The 15,253-nt window shown below is 57.5% G+C and carries 14 protein-coding genes; 3 read left to right on the top strand and 11 right to left on the bottom strand.

Going from position 1 to position 15,253, the window contains the following annotated elements; all coding sequences use genetic code 11:
• Positions 1-54: 54 nt before the first annotated feature.
• Positions 55-807 carry a cytochrome c biogenesis CcdA family protein gene (locus ACR0DT_RS01440; RefSeq protein WP_480709039.1) on the bottom strand — a complete coding sequence of 251 codons (753 nt, stop codon included), beginning with the start codon at positions 805-807 and terminating at the stop codon, positions 55-57.
• Between the two features lie 105 nt (positions 808-912).
• On the opposite strand from ACR0DT_RS01440, the gene ACR0DT_RS01435 reads away from it, so the two are divergent.
• Entirely contained in the window at positions 913-1,146 is a 234-nt protein-coding gene (locus ACR0DT_RS01435; protein ID WP_480709038.1) for a sulfurtransferase TusA family protein, read from the top strand.
• Positions 1,147-1,201: 55 nt separating this feature from the next.
• On the opposite strand, the gene ACR0DT_RS01430 is transcribed toward ACR0DT_RS01435, so the two are convergent.
• The 7 genes from ACR0DT_RS01430 to purC all read right to left on the bottom strand — a co-directional run bounded on the left by ACR0DT_RS01430 (position 1,202) and on the right by purC (position 10,335).
• Positions 1,202-4,054, bottom strand: coding sequence for an Rne/Rng family ribonuclease (locus ACR0DT_RS01430; RefSeq protein WP_480709037.1), 2,853 nt, complete (start codon positions 4,052-4,054; stop codon positions 1,202-1,204).
• 513 nt (positions 4,055-4,567) lie between these two features.
• A complete protein-coding gene (locus tag ACR0DT_RS01425; RefSeq protein ID WP_480709036.1) occupies positions 4,568-5,902 on the bottom strand; it encodes a sigma-54-dependent transcriptional regulator in 1,335 nt (444 codons plus the stop codon).
• Between the two features lie 13 nt (positions 5,903-5,915).
• Positions 5,916-7,694 carry a sensor histidine kinase gene (locus tag ACR0DT_RS01420; protein WP_480709035.1) on the bottom strand — a complete coding sequence of 593 codons (1,779 nt, stop codon included), beginning with the start codon at positions 7,692-7,694 and terminating at the stop codon, positions 5,916-5,918.
• A gap of 36 nt (positions 7,695-7,730) precedes the next feature.
• Positions 7,731-8,399, bottom strand: coding sequence for a phosphoribosylformylglycinamidine synthase subunit PurQ (gene purQ, locus ACR0DT_RS01415; RefSeq protein WP_480709034.1), 669 nt, complete (start codon positions 8,397-8,399; stop codon positions 7,731-7,733).
• 23 nt (positions 8,400-8,422) lie between these two features.
• Positions 8,423-8,653, bottom strand: coding sequence for a phosphoribosylformylglycinamidine synthase subunit PurS (purS, locus tag ACR0DT_RS01410; protein ID WP_170348612.1), 231 nt, complete (start codon positions 8,651-8,653; stop codon positions 8,423-8,425).
• Positions 8,654-8,771: 118 nt separating this feature from the next.
• Positions 8,772-9,440, bottom strand: a complete 669-nt coding sequence (locus ACR0DT_RS01405) for a MarC family protein (RefSeq protein WP_480709033.1) — start codon at positions 9,438-9,440, stop codon at positions 8,772-8,774.
• 139 nt (positions 9,441-9,579) lie between these two features.
• The gene (gene purC / locus ACR0DT_RS01400; RefSeq protein WP_480709032.1) at positions 9,580-10,335 is read right to left on the bottom strand and encodes a phosphoribosylaminoimidazolesuccinocarboxamide synthase; all 756 of its coding nucleotides are present in this window, start codon (positions 10,333-10,335) and stop codon (positions 9,580-9,582) included.
• A 185-nt stretch (positions 10,336-10,520) separates the two neighbouring features.
• Here purC and ACR0DT_RS01395 point away from each other — a divergent pair, with 185 nt between their 5' ends.
• Positions 10,521-10,841 (top strand): DUF1476 domain-containing protein, encoded by a 321-nt coding sequence (locus ACR0DT_RS01395; protein WP_480709031.1) that lies wholly within the window; start codon positions 10,521-10,523, stop codon positions 10,839-10,841.
• A gap of 123 nt (positions 10,842-10,964) precedes the next feature.
• Positions 10,965-11,981: a betaine--homocysteine S-methyltransferase gene (gene bmt / locus ACR0DT_RS01390; protein WP_480709030.1), complete on the top strand. Its 1,017-nt coding sequence runs from the start codon at positions 10,965-10,967 to the stop codon at positions 11,979-11,981.
• Positions 11,982-11,986: 5 nt separating this feature from the next.
• Here bmt and ACR0DT_RS01385 read toward each other — a convergent pair whose 3' ends face one another.
• From ACR0DT_RS01385 to ACR0DT_RS01375, 3 genes are all read right to left on the bottom strand, one after another.
• A complete protein-coding gene (locus tag ACR0DT_RS01385) occupies positions 11,987-12,763 on the bottom strand; it encodes an enoyl-CoA hydratase-related protein (RefSeq protein ID WP_480709029.1) in 777 nt (258 codons plus the stop codon).
• Positions 12,764-12,835: 72 nt separating this feature from the next.
• Positions 12,836-13,291 carry a cytochrome c-type biogenesis protein gene (locus ACR0DT_RS01380; RefSeq protein WP_480709028.1) on the bottom strand — a complete coding sequence of 152 codons (456 nt, stop codon included), beginning with the start codon at positions 13,289-13,291 and terminating at the stop codon, positions 12,836-12,838.
• Entirely contained in the window at positions 13,288-15,252 is a 1,965-nt protein-coding gene (locus ACR0DT_RS01375) for a heme lyase CcmF/NrfE family subunit (RefSeq protein ID WP_480709027.1), read from the bottom strand. Before ACR0DT_RS01375 ends, ACR0DT_RS01380 begins: the two co-directional genes overlap by 4 nt.
• Between the last annotated feature and the right edge of the window lies 1 nt (position 15,253).

Here is a 15,253-nt window from a genome sequence, read left to right as displayed (position 1 = left end):
TTCTACGGCGCAGGTTAACGCAGCCTCGCCGCCAAGGTAAGTCAGTTCAGCACATCATCCGAAATTGGCCAGCGCTGGGAAGGTCTCAAGCAGCCACCAACTGAATTCGGTAAACAGTCCGGTGATTAGCATAATGCCGACGAACAACAACAGACCACCCATGACCTTTTCAATCGTGCCCATGTAAGGCTTGATCCGGTTCATTACCGACATCGACCGGTTTAGGAACATCGCCGCCAGCAGGAACGGAATACCCAGACCCGCCGCATAAACCCCCAGCAACAGCGTGCCCCGCGCCACCGAGGCCTCGGACGCAGCCAGCGACAGGATCGCACCCAGCTGCGGCCCAATGCACGGCGTCCAACCAAACGCAAAAGCCAGACCCAGAATATAAGCGCCAAAGACCGAGCCACCGGAATCCCCAGTCTCGATCCGCGCCTCACGATCCAAAAACGGGATGCGAAAAACGTTCAGGAAGTGCAGGCCAAAGACAATGACCACCGCGCCAGACAACTTGGCAAACAGAACCTGATTCTGCAGCACAAACGCCCCAAAGGCCGAGGCCGTGAACCCCAGCAACAAAAACACCGTCGACAGACCCAACACAAAGAACAGCGCTGACATCGTTGCCTTGCGCCGTGCGCGCGCCTCGTCTTGCATCTCGTTGATGGTTACACCGCTCATATACGCCAGATACGGCGGCACGATGGGCAACACGCAGGGCGAAAGAAAGCTGATCAGCCCGCCCAGCATCGCGATGAACATGGCAGGCAGCAGGCCCGCGTCTATGATATCAATTCCGAACATAGATCAGCACATATGGTATCAACCTCGCCACGTCACGGGGCCATTCGGTCACATCCCCGTGCTTGGACGCTGGACACTGTGTCAAAGTGGAAATATCTGCATCTTATGTCTAACCCTACCGAAACGCTGGACGCGCTGGGTCTTCTGTGCCCCTTGCCCGTCCTAAAAGCCAGAAAACGCCTTAAATCTATGCCCGCAGGGGCGATCTTGCGTGTGTTGGCCGATGATCCCGCCGCCGTCATCGACGTTCCGCATTTTTGCGCTGAAAGCGGGCATCAGTTGGTTTCGCAAGAGGATGCCGACGGACATCAGATCTACGTTATTCAAAAAATAGGTTGAGACGAAAACACGTCCCATTCAAGAAAAAGGCGGGCTCAAGGCCCGCCTTTCTAGTTTATTGCCCTAAGGACCACCATCCACGCCGTTTCGGCTTGGGCGGTTCGCTGGGCTGCTCTGGCTCTTCGGCCACAACTTCCAATACAGGTTCCGGCGTTTCAGCAATTGGCTCTTCCGGCGTCACTTCGACCTCAGCCTCTTCGACCGGCTCAGAGACTGTCACTGCAACTTCTTCTACAACCGCTTCGGCGACCACTTCCAACTCGGTCACTTCTTCAGTCTTTGGCGCAGTGGGTTCGTCAGCGACCGGTTCTGCCGAGTCTTCACCGGTTTCAGGTTGCTCAACGGCCTGTTCCGCCTCAGCTTCTACAGGCTGCTCAGCAACCGTTTCTTCGGGCGCTTCAGCAGGTGTTTCGTCAGACGCAGAGGCGTTTTCCTCGGCCGCTTCAACCGGTTCCGCATCTTTCTTGCGTCGGCGTGGTGCTCGGCGGCGCTTGGGTTTTTCAGCCTTTTCTTCCGCAGCGGACTCTTCCGCTTCAGCCTCAGCAGGTGCTTCTTCTGCAGCCTCGGCAGCGGCCTCACCTTCTTCGGCACCGACTTCAGGTGCTTCACCCGAACCGTTGCTTTTCTTGCGACGACGACGGCGACGTTTGCGCTTGGGCTTGGTCTCTTCTTCGGACTGAACCGCTGTATCTTCTTCGGCGACTTCGTCCTCGTCCGCGTCCACCATATCCATCAACGTCGCGTCCACTGACACCACCGGAGCGGTTGCCTCGGGCACGATGCGGCTGGCGGTCTTGAATTTCTCCATCGAGAAATCAGGGCTGACCAGATGCACGTCCCCTTCGATCCGAACCGACAGGCCATAACGCGCCTCGATCTGCGCGATATGCTCCCGCTTTTGGTTCATCAGGAAGTTGGCAATGCTAACCGGGCAGCGCACCAAGACCTCGCGCGAGCGGCGGCGCGTGCCTTCCTCTTCGATCTGACGCAGGATGGTCAGAGCCATGTTGTCATCCGAACGGATCAGACCGGTGCCATGACAGGATGGGCATGGCTGCGTCGTCGCCTCCAGCATACCGGGGCGCAGACGCTGACGGCTCATCTCCATCAGGCCAAAGCCGGAAATCCGGCCAACCTGAATGCGCGCGCGGTCTGTCTTGAGCTTTTCTTTCAAACGTTTTTCTACGGCCGAATTGTTCTTACGCTCGTCCATGTCGATAAAGTCGATGACGATGAGACCAGCCAGGTCGCGCAAGCGCAGCTGGCGCGCGACTTCCTCGGCAGCTTCAAGGTTGGTCTTGAGCGCAGTTTCCTCGATCGAGCCTTCCTTGGTCGCCCGGCCTGAGTTCACGTCAATCGCCACCAAAGCTTCAGTCACGCCGATCACGATATATCCGCCAGACTTCAGCTGAACCGTCGGGTTGAACATCCCGGTCAGATAACTTTCGACCTGATAGCGTGCGAACAGAGGCAGCGCGTCCTCATACCGTTTCACGTTCTTGGCGTGCGACGGCATGATCATTTTCATGAAGTCTTTGGCGATGCGGTATCCGCCTTCGCCTTCGACCAGAACCTCGTCGATATCGCGATTATAAAGATCCCGGATCGACCGTTTGATCAGGTCGCCCTCTTCATAGATCTTGGCGGGCGCGATGGATTTAAGAGTCAGCTCGCGGATCTGCTCCCACATGCGCTGCAGATATTCATAGTCGCGCTTGATCTCGGACTTGGTGCGCTTGGCTCCTGCAGTACGGATAATCAGCCCCGCGCCGGTGGGTACGTCGATTTCAGCGGCGATTTCTTTGAGCTTCTTACGATCAGGCGCGTTGGTGATCTTGCGGCTGATGCCACCGCCACGGGCGGTGTTGGGCATCAGAACGCAATAGCGCCCTGCCAGCGACAGATACGTGGTCAGCGCGGCGCCCTTGTTGCCACGCTCTTCCTTGACGACTTGCACCAGCAGAACCTGGCGCACTTTGATCACTTCTTGAATCTTGTAGCGACGCGGACGCGGCTTGCGCGGCGGACGAATGTCTTCGCTGTCGTCCTCGTCAGCAACCGATTCGATGCTGTCATCTTTGGCGGTTGCGTCTGAACGAGGTTTTTCATCGGCCTCAACTTCGTCGTCAGAACCGCTTTTGGCTTCTTCTGCGGCAGCTGCGTCTTCTGCGCCTTCGCTCTCAGCACTTTCGCTTTCCGCGTCACCCTCGGCAGAGGCATCTTGCGCCTCAGCGTCTGCTGTTTCGTCTGCAATCTCCTCAGGCGCATCTTCCGCTACGGCTTCTTTCGCCTCATCAACAAGCTCTTCGGCTACTGTAGCTTCCTCTGCCTCTGCGGCAGGTTCTTCAGTTTCTTCTGAAGTTTCTGCATCGTCACTCGGTTCTTCGACCGGCGTTTCAGCGACATGATCCATCGGAGAAGTGCCTTCAGGAACCGACAGGTCAGCCCCTTCTTCACCCTCATCCAGATCGATCGTCTCCATGCCCGTTGGCTCAGACGATACCTCGATGGATTCTACGGCGTCGTCCGATTTCACATCCGCCGCTTTGGTACGCGACCGTGACCGGCGTTTTTTGGGCTTGGCTTCTTCCGCCTCGTCCCGGGCTTTCATCGCCTCGGCATAGGCGCGTTCTTCTTCCATCAGCGCTTCTCGATCAGCGACCGGAATTTGATAGTAATCCGGATGAATTTCCGAGAACGCGAGGAATCCGTGACGGTTCCCGCCATAATCTACAAAGGCCGCCTGAAGGGACGGTTCGACCCGCGTAACTTTTGCTAGATAGATGTTGCCAGCAAGCTGACGTTTGTTTTCGGATTCAAAATCGAACTCCTCGACCTTGTTTCCGTCGACCACCACAACGCGGGTTTCCTCCGCGTGGGTGGCATCGATAAGCATTTTCTTAGCCATGTGTCCTTGGTGCACCGCGCCAAACGCGTTGTCCTAACCCATCCGGGGGGACAGGCGCTTTTGGGGTGGTGTCTTGTCAGGGCGATATCGGACGGCGCGCGGCAGGGTCTGGCGCTGTGGCCCCCTGCCCGTACTCTCGATCGTTGCGCGCGCGTCATCGCGGTTCTTCTCCGACAGGCGCGGAGTGCCGCGTCCTGCCCATTTTTTCCTTTCGCCCGCTCAGGCGGGCTCAGGCGTTCAACTGCCCAGTTAAGGGCATAATCGGTCTGCTTTGCCTCGTGGGGATCATCACCATCCGCAGCAGAGCAGCGAAACTCAAAGCTTGGGGTTTAAGGGCGCAAAAAGGCCCGACCCGTCCCGCCACCATAAAGGCAGTCCTGTGGAAAAGACAATGGGCAAACTGCACGGTTCATGCTGAACACGGGCCAGGATCGCTTCATCTGGCCCAAAATACCTTGAGGGAGGGAATTGGCCCAATAGGCCAAGAGAGGGGGCTGGCCCCTTCTCCGACGTTTACAAGTAATCCGAACGCTGTAGGCTGTACTTAGCCATTTTCTCGTTCAATGTCCTCCGTGGCAGGCACAGTTCTTCCATAACGGACGCAATCGAGCCCTTGTGGCGGCGCATCGTATTGTCGATCAGCATCCGCTCGAACGCTTCGACATATTCCTTGAGCGGTTTCCCTTCGGTCGTCATAACCGGCTGCATTTCCTCGTGATCCGACATCAGCAACGATGCAATCGTCCCCGAGCCACGGCGTGATTGCAGCACTGCGCGTTCGGCGATGTTGATCAGCTGTCGCACATTTCCCGGCCATGGGGCCTGCAGCAGCTGCGCCGCCTCCTGAGCGCTGACCTGCGGCGCATCACAGCCATATTCCTCGGCAAATTGCTCACTCAATCGCGTAAACAGCGTCAGGATATCCTCACCGCGTTGGCGCAAGGGTGGCATGGTGATCCGTAGCGCGGCCAGACGATAAAACAGATCCGGGCGCAGCACGTCCTCGCTGGTCTTACCGGCCTCTTGCAGGTTCGAGATCGCCACGATCCGCGTCTCAGCCGGTGTACCCTGATCGTTCATGACGCTCAGCAGACGGGCCTGCAGCGTGTCACTGAGCGCCTCAACATCTTCAAGCACCAACGTACCACCGCGTGCCTCTTCGATCGCGGGCAGTTGCGCGTCTTCCGGCATCATCGGACCGAACAGTCGTTTCGACAGCACTTCTTCTTCCAGAGCCGCGCAAGAGACCAGAACGAATTTCTTGCCCGCTCGACTACCAACGGCATGCAGAGCATGCGCGACCAGGGTTTTACCCGTGCCGGTCTCTCCATCGATCAGCACATGGCCGTCGGCCTGCCCCAGGTCCAGAATATCCTCGCGCAAGCGTTCCATGACTGGGCTGGCACCGATCAGCTTGTTCATGATCTGAGTACCGCCGGACAACTCGCGCCGCAGGGCCCGGTTATCCAGCGTCAGACGGCGCGCGTTGCTGGCGCGTTTGGCCAGTTCCGACATACGGTCTGGGTTAAAGGGTTTTTCAAGAAAGTCGAACGCGCCCACGCGCATCGCCTCAACTGCCATCGGAACGTCACCGTGACCGGTGATCATGATGACCGGCAACGTGCTGTCTGCCCCCATCAGCTTCTTCAACAGTTGAATGCCGTCCATTCCCGGCATCTTAATGTCCGAAATGACAATGCCCGGATATTCCGGCCCCAGAACCTTCAGCGCATCCTCGGCGCTGGAGAAGGTTTCCGTGTCATAACCCGACAGTGCCAGCCATTGGCTGATCGACTGGCGCATATCCTGTTCGTCATCCACGATGGCGATTTTCATGGCCTGTGCCATAGTCATTCCTTTGTTATTCAGCGGCCTCAAGGCCGTCGCTTCCCAGTATCGGCAATTGCATCTCAAACACCGCACCACCTTGCTGGCTGTTACGCGCGGTCAGCCGTCCCCCGTGGTCGTTCACGATACCCGACGAGATGGCAAGCCCCAAACCGACCCCATCACCGGGCTGTTTGGTCGTGTAGAAGGGCTCGAACAGGTTCTCGATATTCTCGATTCCGTGACCATTGTCGCGCACGGTCAGCACCGCCATGTCACCAGCCGCCAGGATAATTTCCACATCCGGCTCTGATACAGATTTGGTAGCGTCCAGCGCATTGCGCAAGAGGTTCACCATAACCTGTTCGATCCGCATCCGGTCGCCCATCACTATAACAGGTTCTTCGGGCAGGATCTGAGTAATTTTCACATGCCGCTGCCGTAGCTGCGGCTCCATCATAGACAGACTGGAAGCCAGCGCTTCGCTAAGGTTTACAGGGGAAAACGCATCTGCGCCTTTGCGCGCATAGGATTTTAGCTGCCGCGTGATCGCACCCATCCGCTCAATCAAACCATCGATGCGACCAAAGCTGGCCAGTGCCTCTTCGGAACGGTTTCTGCGCAGCAACAGACGCGCGCCTGCCAGATAGGTTTTCATTGCAGCCAGCGGTTGATTCAGCTCGTGACTAACAGCGGCCGACATCTCGCCCAATGCGGCCAATTTCGAGCTTTGCGCAAGCGTCTGCTCGGCCACTTCCAATGTCTTTTCAACCCGTTCCCGTTCAGCAATTTCCCGCTGTAGCCTTGCATTCAATGCGCGAAGCTCTGCCGACTCGCGCTGGAACAAAGCCATCCGCAACGTTGCCCGACGGCTCAGCGCATAGAACGCCAGCGCCAGCAGAATCGCGAATCCCATGATCTCGAGCGCAAGAACGCTATTCACCTTTTCGCGGATCGAAGCATAGGTGGTGAAGGATGTCATCTGCCATCCACGGAAGGGAATGCGTGTCTCCATCCGCATCACGGCTTCACCCTGCAGGTAGGCGTCGGGGGGCAAAGCTGTCCAATCGGTCGTAGCCCGGATCGCGCGCTGGATCGCCCCTTCTGGCGGTTGGCGCAACATCGCCTCGCCTTCTTGCAGGCCGCGCCATTGCGGTTCGGTCGAAAGGATGATCGTGCCGGTGCTGTCGGCCACCATCACCGCGTCCGAAATCCCCGCCCAGGCCAGTTCGAACTTGTGCAGATCAACCTCAACCACAATTACCCCGAGGATCTCGGCATTGGCGTCCATGCGGCGTGAATAGACAAAACTGTAGCCGCCGGATTCCTTCGGGATCACCGAAAAAATGGTAGCGTTTGAGCGCACAGCATCAATAAAATATGGAGTGTTTCTATGCGCTTCGCCCAACCGGTTACGATCAGTAGACGCGACCGAACGACCGTCTCCGTCCAACAGCATCAGCGAAGCGGCACCGATCTCTTCGACAAACGAAATTAGGCGCTGGGTCGACAGTGAATAATCACTGGACTGAAGCGCCGAGATCAGCGTGGGGTCGCGCGAAAGCAGCTGCGGTACAATCGCGTTTCTACGTAATTCGCTCAGCAGGTTGCCGGAATACAGGGCTAGACGAAGCTCGGCCCGGTTGCGGGTCGACTCGGTGAATCTGTCGGTCAAAAGACGGTTCGTGATCCAGATCGTTGCGACTGCAGCAACCAGTAGGACAATAACAGCCAAACGCAGGCGCCACCCAAGGGGCGCGCCGCGAAAAGGTTTTGTCAGAATGGACCAGCCAGAGCGAACATCAGAACTCATCCCGGGAAATTACGCGGGCTTGGTCGCAAGCTCAAGTCACGCAGGTGCGAGGACACCCGACAATGCGCGGAACAATGCCGTTCCGTCGGTGCCGCCATGACCTTCATCTGCCGCCCGCTCAGGGTGAGGCATCATCCCCAGCACCCGGCGGTTTTCCGACAGGATGCCGGCAATGTCGCCGACCGAGCCGTTTGGATTCTCGGTATAGGTGAATGCAATACGGTCCTGATCCTGCAGCGCAGCCAGGGTGGAGTCGTCCGCAAAATAGTTACCATCATGGTGCGCTATCGGAATACCGATCACGTCACCCGCATTATAACCTTCGGTAAAGGCGCTGTCGCTGGTTTCCACTTTCAGACCAACGGTCCTGCAGATGTACTTCAAACCCGCATTGCGCAGCAGCGCACCCGGCAGAACGCCGGTTTCGGTCAGGATCTGGAAACCATTACAGATACCAACGGCATAACCGCCGCGGTTGGCGTGGTCGACAACAGCCTTGCAGATTGGCGATTGCGCGGCAATTGCGCCGCAACGCAAGTAGTCGCCATATGAAAATCCGCCGGGGACGCCCACGATATCGATGCCTTCGGGCAGCGCGGCATCTTTGTGCCAGACCATGTCGACCTGGAACCCCGCCTGTTCAAAAGAAACGGCAAGGTCGCGGTCACAGTTGGACCCTGGGAATACGATAACAGCAGCGCGCATGGCGGGGCCTCCGGGAAAAAGGGTCAGACCAGTTCGATTTCGTAGCGTTCGATGACCGTGTTGGCCAACAGCTTTTCACACATCTCGGTAATGTCGGCCTCGGTCGCGCCTGCGGCCAGTTCAAGATCGATCACCTTGCCCTGACGCACGCCTTCGACCTGATCGAAGCCCATCGCGCCCAATGCGTGCCGCACTGCCTCTCCCTGCGGGTCCAGGACCCCGTTCTTCAGCATCACATGCACCCGTGCTTTCATTCCTGCAACTCCAGCTAAGGGCCATGGTTTCGGGCCCGTTCCGTTGCGCGGGGGATAACGCGGTTGTTGGCATTGGACAACCCTTGTTGAACCTCAGTTTGCCCCAAAAACCAGAGTTTCAGCCGCCCCCGCCCGCGCTTAGGCCAGGATAGCGCGCATCAATTGCGTCGAAGGCACCGGTAAAAATCATCTCAACTGCGACGGCTACCAAAATAATACCCATAATCCGGGTTAGCACGTTGATCATCGTGGCCCCCAAGAACCGAGAGATCGGAACCGCAAACAGCAACCCTACCCCGATGAGCGCGCAAGCGATCAGAATGGCAGACCCAAGAGTCACAATTTCGGCGCCATCTGACAACGTGTGTGCGAAAACGATTGTTGTGGCAATGGTGGCCGGTCCGAACGTCAGCGGTATCGACAACGGAACCACGGCAATGTTTGTCTTTTTCTTGTGGCCCTCTTCCGCAGCCTGCTGATCGCCCTGCGCACGGTCCGAGCTGTTCAGCATTGTCATGCCGATACCAAGAATAATAAGTCCCCCTGCGATGCGGAAGGATGGGATGTCGATGCCGAAGATGGCCAAAACTTCCTCGCCAACCAACACGACAACCATCGACAGAATGACCACCGATCCCGTGACGATCAGCGCAACGCGTTTGCGTTCCGCGTTGGTATAGCCTTCGGTCATGCTCAGGAAAATAGGAATGCCGTAGAGCGGATTAAAAATCGCCATTAAGGCTGCAAAGAACTTTAGAAAAACGGCGTGATCGAACAGTTCGGCCATGGGATGAAATCACCTTGGTTGCAGGTCAGGCCGACAATGCGGGACAACCGCCCATTCTGTCAAACCACCAATTTCTAAGAAAAAAGCGCCACATCTTTCGACGCGGCGCTTTCTCTCAGAATTCAGGCAATCAGAAAGATCAGTTGATCAGTGTGGGCTTGGTCACATTGCTTTGCGGCAGAACGCCCAGACGGCGCGCAACCTCGGAATAGGCATCGGTCAAATTGCCCAGATCGCGGCGGAAGACGTCCTTGTCCAGCTTCTGGCCGGTTTCGATATCCCACAAGCGGCAACTGTCGGGGCTGATCTCATCCGCGATTATCAAACGCTGGTAATCACCGTCATAGACGCGGCCGATCTCAATTTTGAAGTCGACAAGGCGGATACCCACGGCCAACATCACGCCACTTAGGAAATCGTTCACACGTAGCGCGAGGCTCAGGATATCTTCCATGTCCTGCTGGCTGGCCCAACCAAAGGCGGCGATGTGTTCCTCGGTCACCAGGGGATCGCCTAGTGAATCATCCTTATAGCAGTATTCCACAATCGGACGTGGCAACTGCGTGCCCTCGGCAATGCCCAGGCGTTTCGACATCGTTCCAGCGGCATAGTTGCGTACGATCACTTCCAGCGGCACGATCTCGCAACTGCGCACCAACTGTTCGCGCATGTTCAGACGGCGGATAAAGTGGGTCGGTACTCCGATCTGAGCCAGACCGTTCATAAAGAACTCGCTCAGCCGGTTGTTGAGCACGCCTTTACCGTCGATCACGTCTTTTTTCTCGGCGTTGAACGCGGTGGCGTCATCCTTGAAATACTGTACGATGGTGCCCGGTTCGGGGCCTTCATACAGAATTTTGGCCTTACCTTCGTAGATTTTCTTGCGACGCGCCATCGGGGGCCCCTTCCATATCGGCAAAACGCGAATACCGCGTTGTTGCGGCCCTCATAGTGCAAGCCCCCCGTTCCCGCAAGCGCGCTGAACCGAGGGGCTTTGACGCAGCGCAAATTGCTTGCGCCCATACCAGTGTATAGTCATATCATGATGGAAGAAGATTCAATCCAAGGGGTCCCCAAACAATGACCACATTTGACGAACGTGAAGCCGCGTTTGAAAACAAGTTCGCGCATGATGAAAAAATGCAGTTCATCGCCCGTATGCGCCGCAATCGATTCATGGCTGTGTGGGCCTCGACCCTGAAGGGTGAGCCCGTTGAAAAAGCCAGGGCTTACGGTGAGGTATTGGTGCACACCGACCTTCAGAATGTAAGCGAAGATGACGTCGTCGAAGCGGTAAAAGGGTACTTGGGTGACCTGGCTGATGAGGCGAAGATCCGCGAAAAGATGTCCGAACTTCTGATCGAAGCAAAAGAACAGGTGATGGCTGAGGCTGAAATCTAAGCTTTGACCTGCAAATCTCATGATCTTCATGAGAATTATGAGTTTGATTTGGCGCCCCGGTCGTGAGACACGGGGCGCCTCTCTCATTATCAGGCCGATTGTGCCTTTTCCCGGATTACTCCAATGACAAATGCACTGACCCGTCTTCTCGAAACCACCGACGCCATTCTGGCAGACGGCGCGACAGGGACCAATCTGTTCAACATGGGTTTGCAATCGGGTGATGCGCCCGAGCTATGGAACGTGGACTCGCCGGACAAGATCCGCGCCCTGTATCAGAGTTCGGTCGATGCGGGCAGCGATCTGTTTCTGACCAACACTTTTGGCGGTACATCAGCTCGGCTGAAACTACACGACGCGCAAAACCGCGTGGCCGAATTGAACCGGATCGGTGCCGAGTTGGGGCGTGAGGTTGCGGATAAGGCCGGGCGTCCGGTCGTCGTGGCTGGGTCGGTCGGCCCGACCGGCGAGATTCTGGAACCCGTCGGCAGCCTGACCCACGCCGAAGCTGTTGAGATGTTCCATGAACAAGCAGATGCGCTCAAGGCTGGAGGAGCCGATGTTCTGTGGCTGGAAACCATCAGCGCCCCCGAAGAATTCCGCGCCGCAGCCGAGGCATTTGCGTTGGCCGATATGCCGTGGTGCGGCACCATGAGCTTTGATACCGCGGGACGCACCATGATGGGTGTTACCTCGTCCGACTTGGCGCAGCTGGTTGAAACCCTGCCCAATCCACCAATCGCCTTCGGGGCCAACTGCGGCACCGGCGCGTCGGATATCCTGCGAACGGTTTTGGGTTTTGCCGCGCAAGGCACTGAGCGGCCCGTGATCTCAAAGGGTAATGCCGGTATTCCGAAATACGTGGATGGTCACATCCACTATGACGGGACACCCGAGTTGATGGGTGAATACGCGGCTATGGCGCGTGATGCCGGAGCCACCATCATCGGCGGTTGCTGCGGCACCATGCCGGATCACTTGCGTAAGATGCGCGAAGCCCTAGACACAAGATCGCGCGGGTCACGCCCGACGCTGGATCAGATCACCGATGCGCTTGGGCCGTTTTCCTCGGCCTCGGACGGCACCGGCGACGATGCCGCCGCACCCGAGCGGCGCGCACGCCGCCGCCGCCGCGCTTGAGCGGTTCAGCGCCCCTCGAATTTCGGGGGGCGTTTTTCCATGAAGGCCACGACACCTTCGGCAAAATCACGACTGCGTCCGCATTCGCCTTGCAAATGCGCCTCGGATGCCAATTGCTGCGGCAGGGTATTTTCATAGGTACCACGGATGGCCTGTTTGATCGCTGCAAACCCAGCTGTGGGACCATTCGCCAAATAGGCCGCACGCTTACGCCAATGGGCGTCAAATTCGGCGTCGGGCACGGCCTCCCAGATCAGACCCCATTCATCGGCCTGCCGCGCACTGATCTTGTCGGCGAACAAGGCGGCCCCCATGGCTTTGGCGAACCCCATTTGACGTGGCATGAACCACGTGCCGCCCGCATCCGGCAACAGCCCGATCCGCGCGAAGGCCTGCAGGAAATAGGCACTTTCGGTGGCGATCACTATATCAGCACACAGCGCAAGGTTTGCCCCTGCCCCGGCCGCCGGCCCGTTCACGGCCGCAATGGTGGGAACAGGGCAGTCATAAATCGTTTCCAGCATGGGCTCATATTCGTCCCGCAGCGTGCGTTCCAGATCGACCTTGCCGGTGCTGGACGCATCACCCAGGTCCTGCCCCGAACAAAAGGCGCTCCCCGCCCCGGTCAGAACGATCGCCCTTGCATGACGGGCCGCATATTTCATGGCATGCGTGACCTCGGCGCGCATCTGCGCTGTCATCGCATTCATCTTGTCGGGTCGGTTCAGGGTAAGAACCGCCAAATCGTCCGTGATGTCCAACTGGATCGTTTCGTATTCCATAAACCCTTCCCCAATTCAAAGCTTTTCAAAACCCTGACTGAAATGGAGGGGAAGGAAAAGATGAACGCGGGGTCAGTCTTCAAGAATTTGGCGTAAACGCTCTTTCTCAGCCTCGCTGAGCGTATCCTTCTCACCTGCGACCTGAACCTGTGACCGTTTACGCAGAAAGCTCCAGCCCATGACGGCGGCGATCAACAACATGATTGGGCCAGCCAGCCACAGCATCAGGTTCGATCCCGAAGTGGTTGGCTTCAGTAGTACATATTCGCCGTAACGGTCGACGATGAAAGCAATAGCCTCGTCATCTGTGTCCCCGGCCACAAGCCGTTCGCGCAGCAACAAGCGCAGGTCACGGGCCAGTTCGGCGTTACTTTCATCGATGCTTTCGTTACGGCAGACCAGACAGCGTAGACCTGTGCTGAGGTCCCGCGCCCGTTGTTCCAACGCCGGGTCGTCCAAAACTTCGTCGGGCTGCACGGCAAACAAGGGCGACGCGATGAGGGTCAATATCAGGATCAGGCGTTTCATTCCGCAGGTACTCCGCCCGCTGGGGCCTTGCGGGCGCCGGCCGCTACGCGGAACCGGCGGTCTGACAGGCTGAGCAAGCCGCCCAGAGACATCAGGATACATCCACCCCAAATCCAGTTGGCCAACGGCTTGATATAGGTCCGCATGACCCAGCCGCCATCTGCCTGCTGATCGCCGATCACCACGTAGAGATCCCCGAGGAACCGGTAGTCAATCGCAGCTTCGGTTGTGGGCATCCGTGCCACAGGATAATCGCGTTTTTCCGGATGCAGGGTGCCCATGGGCCGCCCGTGTTTTTCGACCCTAACATCAGCCGTGGTCGAGAAATAGTTTGGTCCTTCAACAAGCCGAACGTCTTCCAGAGTCAAAGTAAACTGCCCTACTTCAAACGGCTGCCCGGGTTGCGCGACGCGAATGTCTTCAACCTCCCACGCGGTCAACCCGGCGATGGCAAACATTGTGACGCCCATACCAGTATGAGCCACGGCCTTGCCCCAATCTGCACCCGGCAGACGGAACAGACGTTTCAAATTGCCTTTGCGACCCGTACGGCTCCACAAATCAACGGCTGCGCCAAAGGTAATCCATGCGCCCAAGAACAGACCGACCGGACCCAGCGCACTACGCCCCGTCTGCATTGCCCAGACCAGCAAGGCCAAGGCAACGGCCAGAACAAAGGCATAGCGTAGTGAGTAGGCAGTTTTCCCAAGCTTGCCACGTTTCCACGGCAGCATCGCGCCAACAGGCAAAGCGATCCCGAGGGCGACCATGAATGGTGTAAAGGCTGAATTGAAGAACGGTGCCCCGACCGACAGTTTGCGGTCAAACGCCATCTCGGCCACCATCGGCCACATTGTACCTACGAATACGACGAAACAGCTGACGGCCAGCAGGATATTGTTCAGCACCAGCGCGCTTTCACGGCTGACCATGCCAAAGACGCCTTTGGCCTCCATCGCCTGTGCCCGCGCGGCAAACAAGGTCAGCGCACCGCCAATGAAAATCACCAGAATAATCAGGATGAACACGCCGCGCTCGGGATCATTGGCAAAGGCATGGACCGACGTCAGCAGACCCGAGCGCACGATAAACGTGCCGATCAGCGAAAAGCCAAAGGCAATGATCGCCAACAGGATGGTCCAGCTTTTCAACGACTCACGCTTTTCCACGACTATGGCCGAATGCAACAGCGCAGCGGCAAGCAGCCATGGCATGAACGAGGCATTTTCGACCGGATCCCAAAACCAGAACCCGCCCCAGCCAAGCTCGTAATAGGCCCACCAGGACCCCAGCGCGATACCGATGGTCAGAAACACCCAAGCCGCCAGTGTCCAAGGACGCACCCACCGGCCCCACGCGGCGTCCACACGCCCTTCGATCAAGGCAGCAACAGCAAAGCTGAACGCCATGCTCAAGCCGACATAACCAAGATACAGGAACGGCGGATGGAAAGCCAAACCTGGGTCTTGCAGCAACGGATTCAGATCGCGCCCGTCAAAGGGCGCTACGTTCAGACGGTCAAACGGGTTTGAGGTGAACAGAATAAAAGCAAAGAACGCCACACCGATTGCGCCCTGCACCGCTAGTACCCGTGCTTTTAACGTTGGTGGCAACCCGCCTCCGAAGAATGCGGCCATAGCACCAAACAGAGACACAATGAGAACCCACAACAGCATCGAGCCCTCGTGGTTACCCCATGTTCCGCTGATCTTATACAGCATTGGCTTGGCCGAGTGGCTGTTTTCGACCACGATCCGCAGCGAGAAATCCGACGATACAAAGGCCCAGACAAGCGCCCCGAACGAAAAGGCGACCATTGAGAACTGAATGATCGCCGCCGGTTCAGCAAAATTCATCCAGCTGGACCACCGTTTGGCAGCACCAATTAGCGGGACCACCGACTGTACGATGGCAACCAGAAAAGCGAGGATTAGGGCAAAGTGGCCAAGTTCAGTAATCATG

It is taken from the genome of Ruegeria sp. BI11, from assembly GCF_056538005.1.
Note: the sequence above shows the minus strand (reverse complement) of the source record. Positions and strands in the feature narration are given on the sequence as shown.

Excerpts from the sequence above, each read along its gene's own strand:
- ACR0DT_RS01440 (WP_480709039.1), bottom strand. The coding sequence starts at position 807 with ATGTTCGGAATTGATATCATAGACGCGGGCCTGCTGCCTGCCATGTTC.
- ACR0DT_RS01435 (WP_480709038.1), top strand. The coding sequence starts at position 913 with ATGTCTAACCCTACCGAAACGCTGGACGCGCTGGGTCTTCTGTGCCCC.
- ACR0DT_RS01430 (WP_480709037.1), bottom strand. The coding sequence starts at position 4,054 with ATGGCTAAGAAAATGCTTATCGATGCCACCCACGCGGAGGAAACCCGC.
- ACR0DT_RS01425 (WP_480709036.1), bottom strand. The coding sequence starts at position 5,902 with ATGGCACAGGCCATGAAAATCGCCATCGTGGATGACGAACAGGATATG.
- ACR0DT_RS01420 (WP_480709035.1), bottom strand. The coding sequence starts at position 7,694 with ATGAGTTCTGATGTTCGCTCTGGCTGGTCCATTCTGACAAAACCTTTT.
- purQ (WP_480709034.1), bottom strand. The coding sequence starts at position 8,399 with ATGCGCGCTGCTGTTATCGTATTCCCAGGGTCCAACTGTGACCGCGAC.
- purS (WP_170348612.1), bottom strand. The coding sequence starts at position 8,653 with ATGAAAGCACGGGTGCATGTGATGCTGAAGAACGGGGTCCTGGACCCG.
- ACR0DT_RS01405 (WP_480709033.1), bottom strand. The coding sequence starts at position 9,440 with ATGGCCGAACTGTTCGATCACGCCGTTTTTCTAAAGTTCTTTGCAGCC.
- purC (WP_480709032.1), bottom strand. The coding sequence starts at position 10,335 with ATGGCGCGTCGCAAGAAAATCTACGAAGGTAAGGCCAAAATTCTGTAT.
- ACR0DT_RS01395 (WP_480709031.1), top strand. The coding sequence starts at position 10,521 with ATGACCACATTTGACGAACGTGAAGCCGCGTTTGAAAACAAGTTCGCG.
- bmt (WP_480709030.1), top strand. The coding sequence starts at position 10,965 with ATGACAAATGCACTGACCCGTCTTCTCGAAACCACCGACGCCATTCTG.
- ACR0DT_RS01385 (WP_480709029.1), bottom strand. The coding sequence starts at position 12,763 with ATGGAATACGAAACGATCCAGTTGGACATCACGGACGATTTGGCGGTT.
- ACR0DT_RS01380 (WP_480709028.1), bottom strand. The coding sequence starts at position 13,291 with ATGAAACGCCTGATCCTGATATTGACCCTCATCGCGTCGCCCTTGTTT.
- ACR0DT_RS01375 (WP_480709027.1), bottom strand. The coding sequence starts at position 15,252 with ATGATTACTGAACTTGGCCACTTTGCCCTAATCCTCGCTTTTCTGGTT.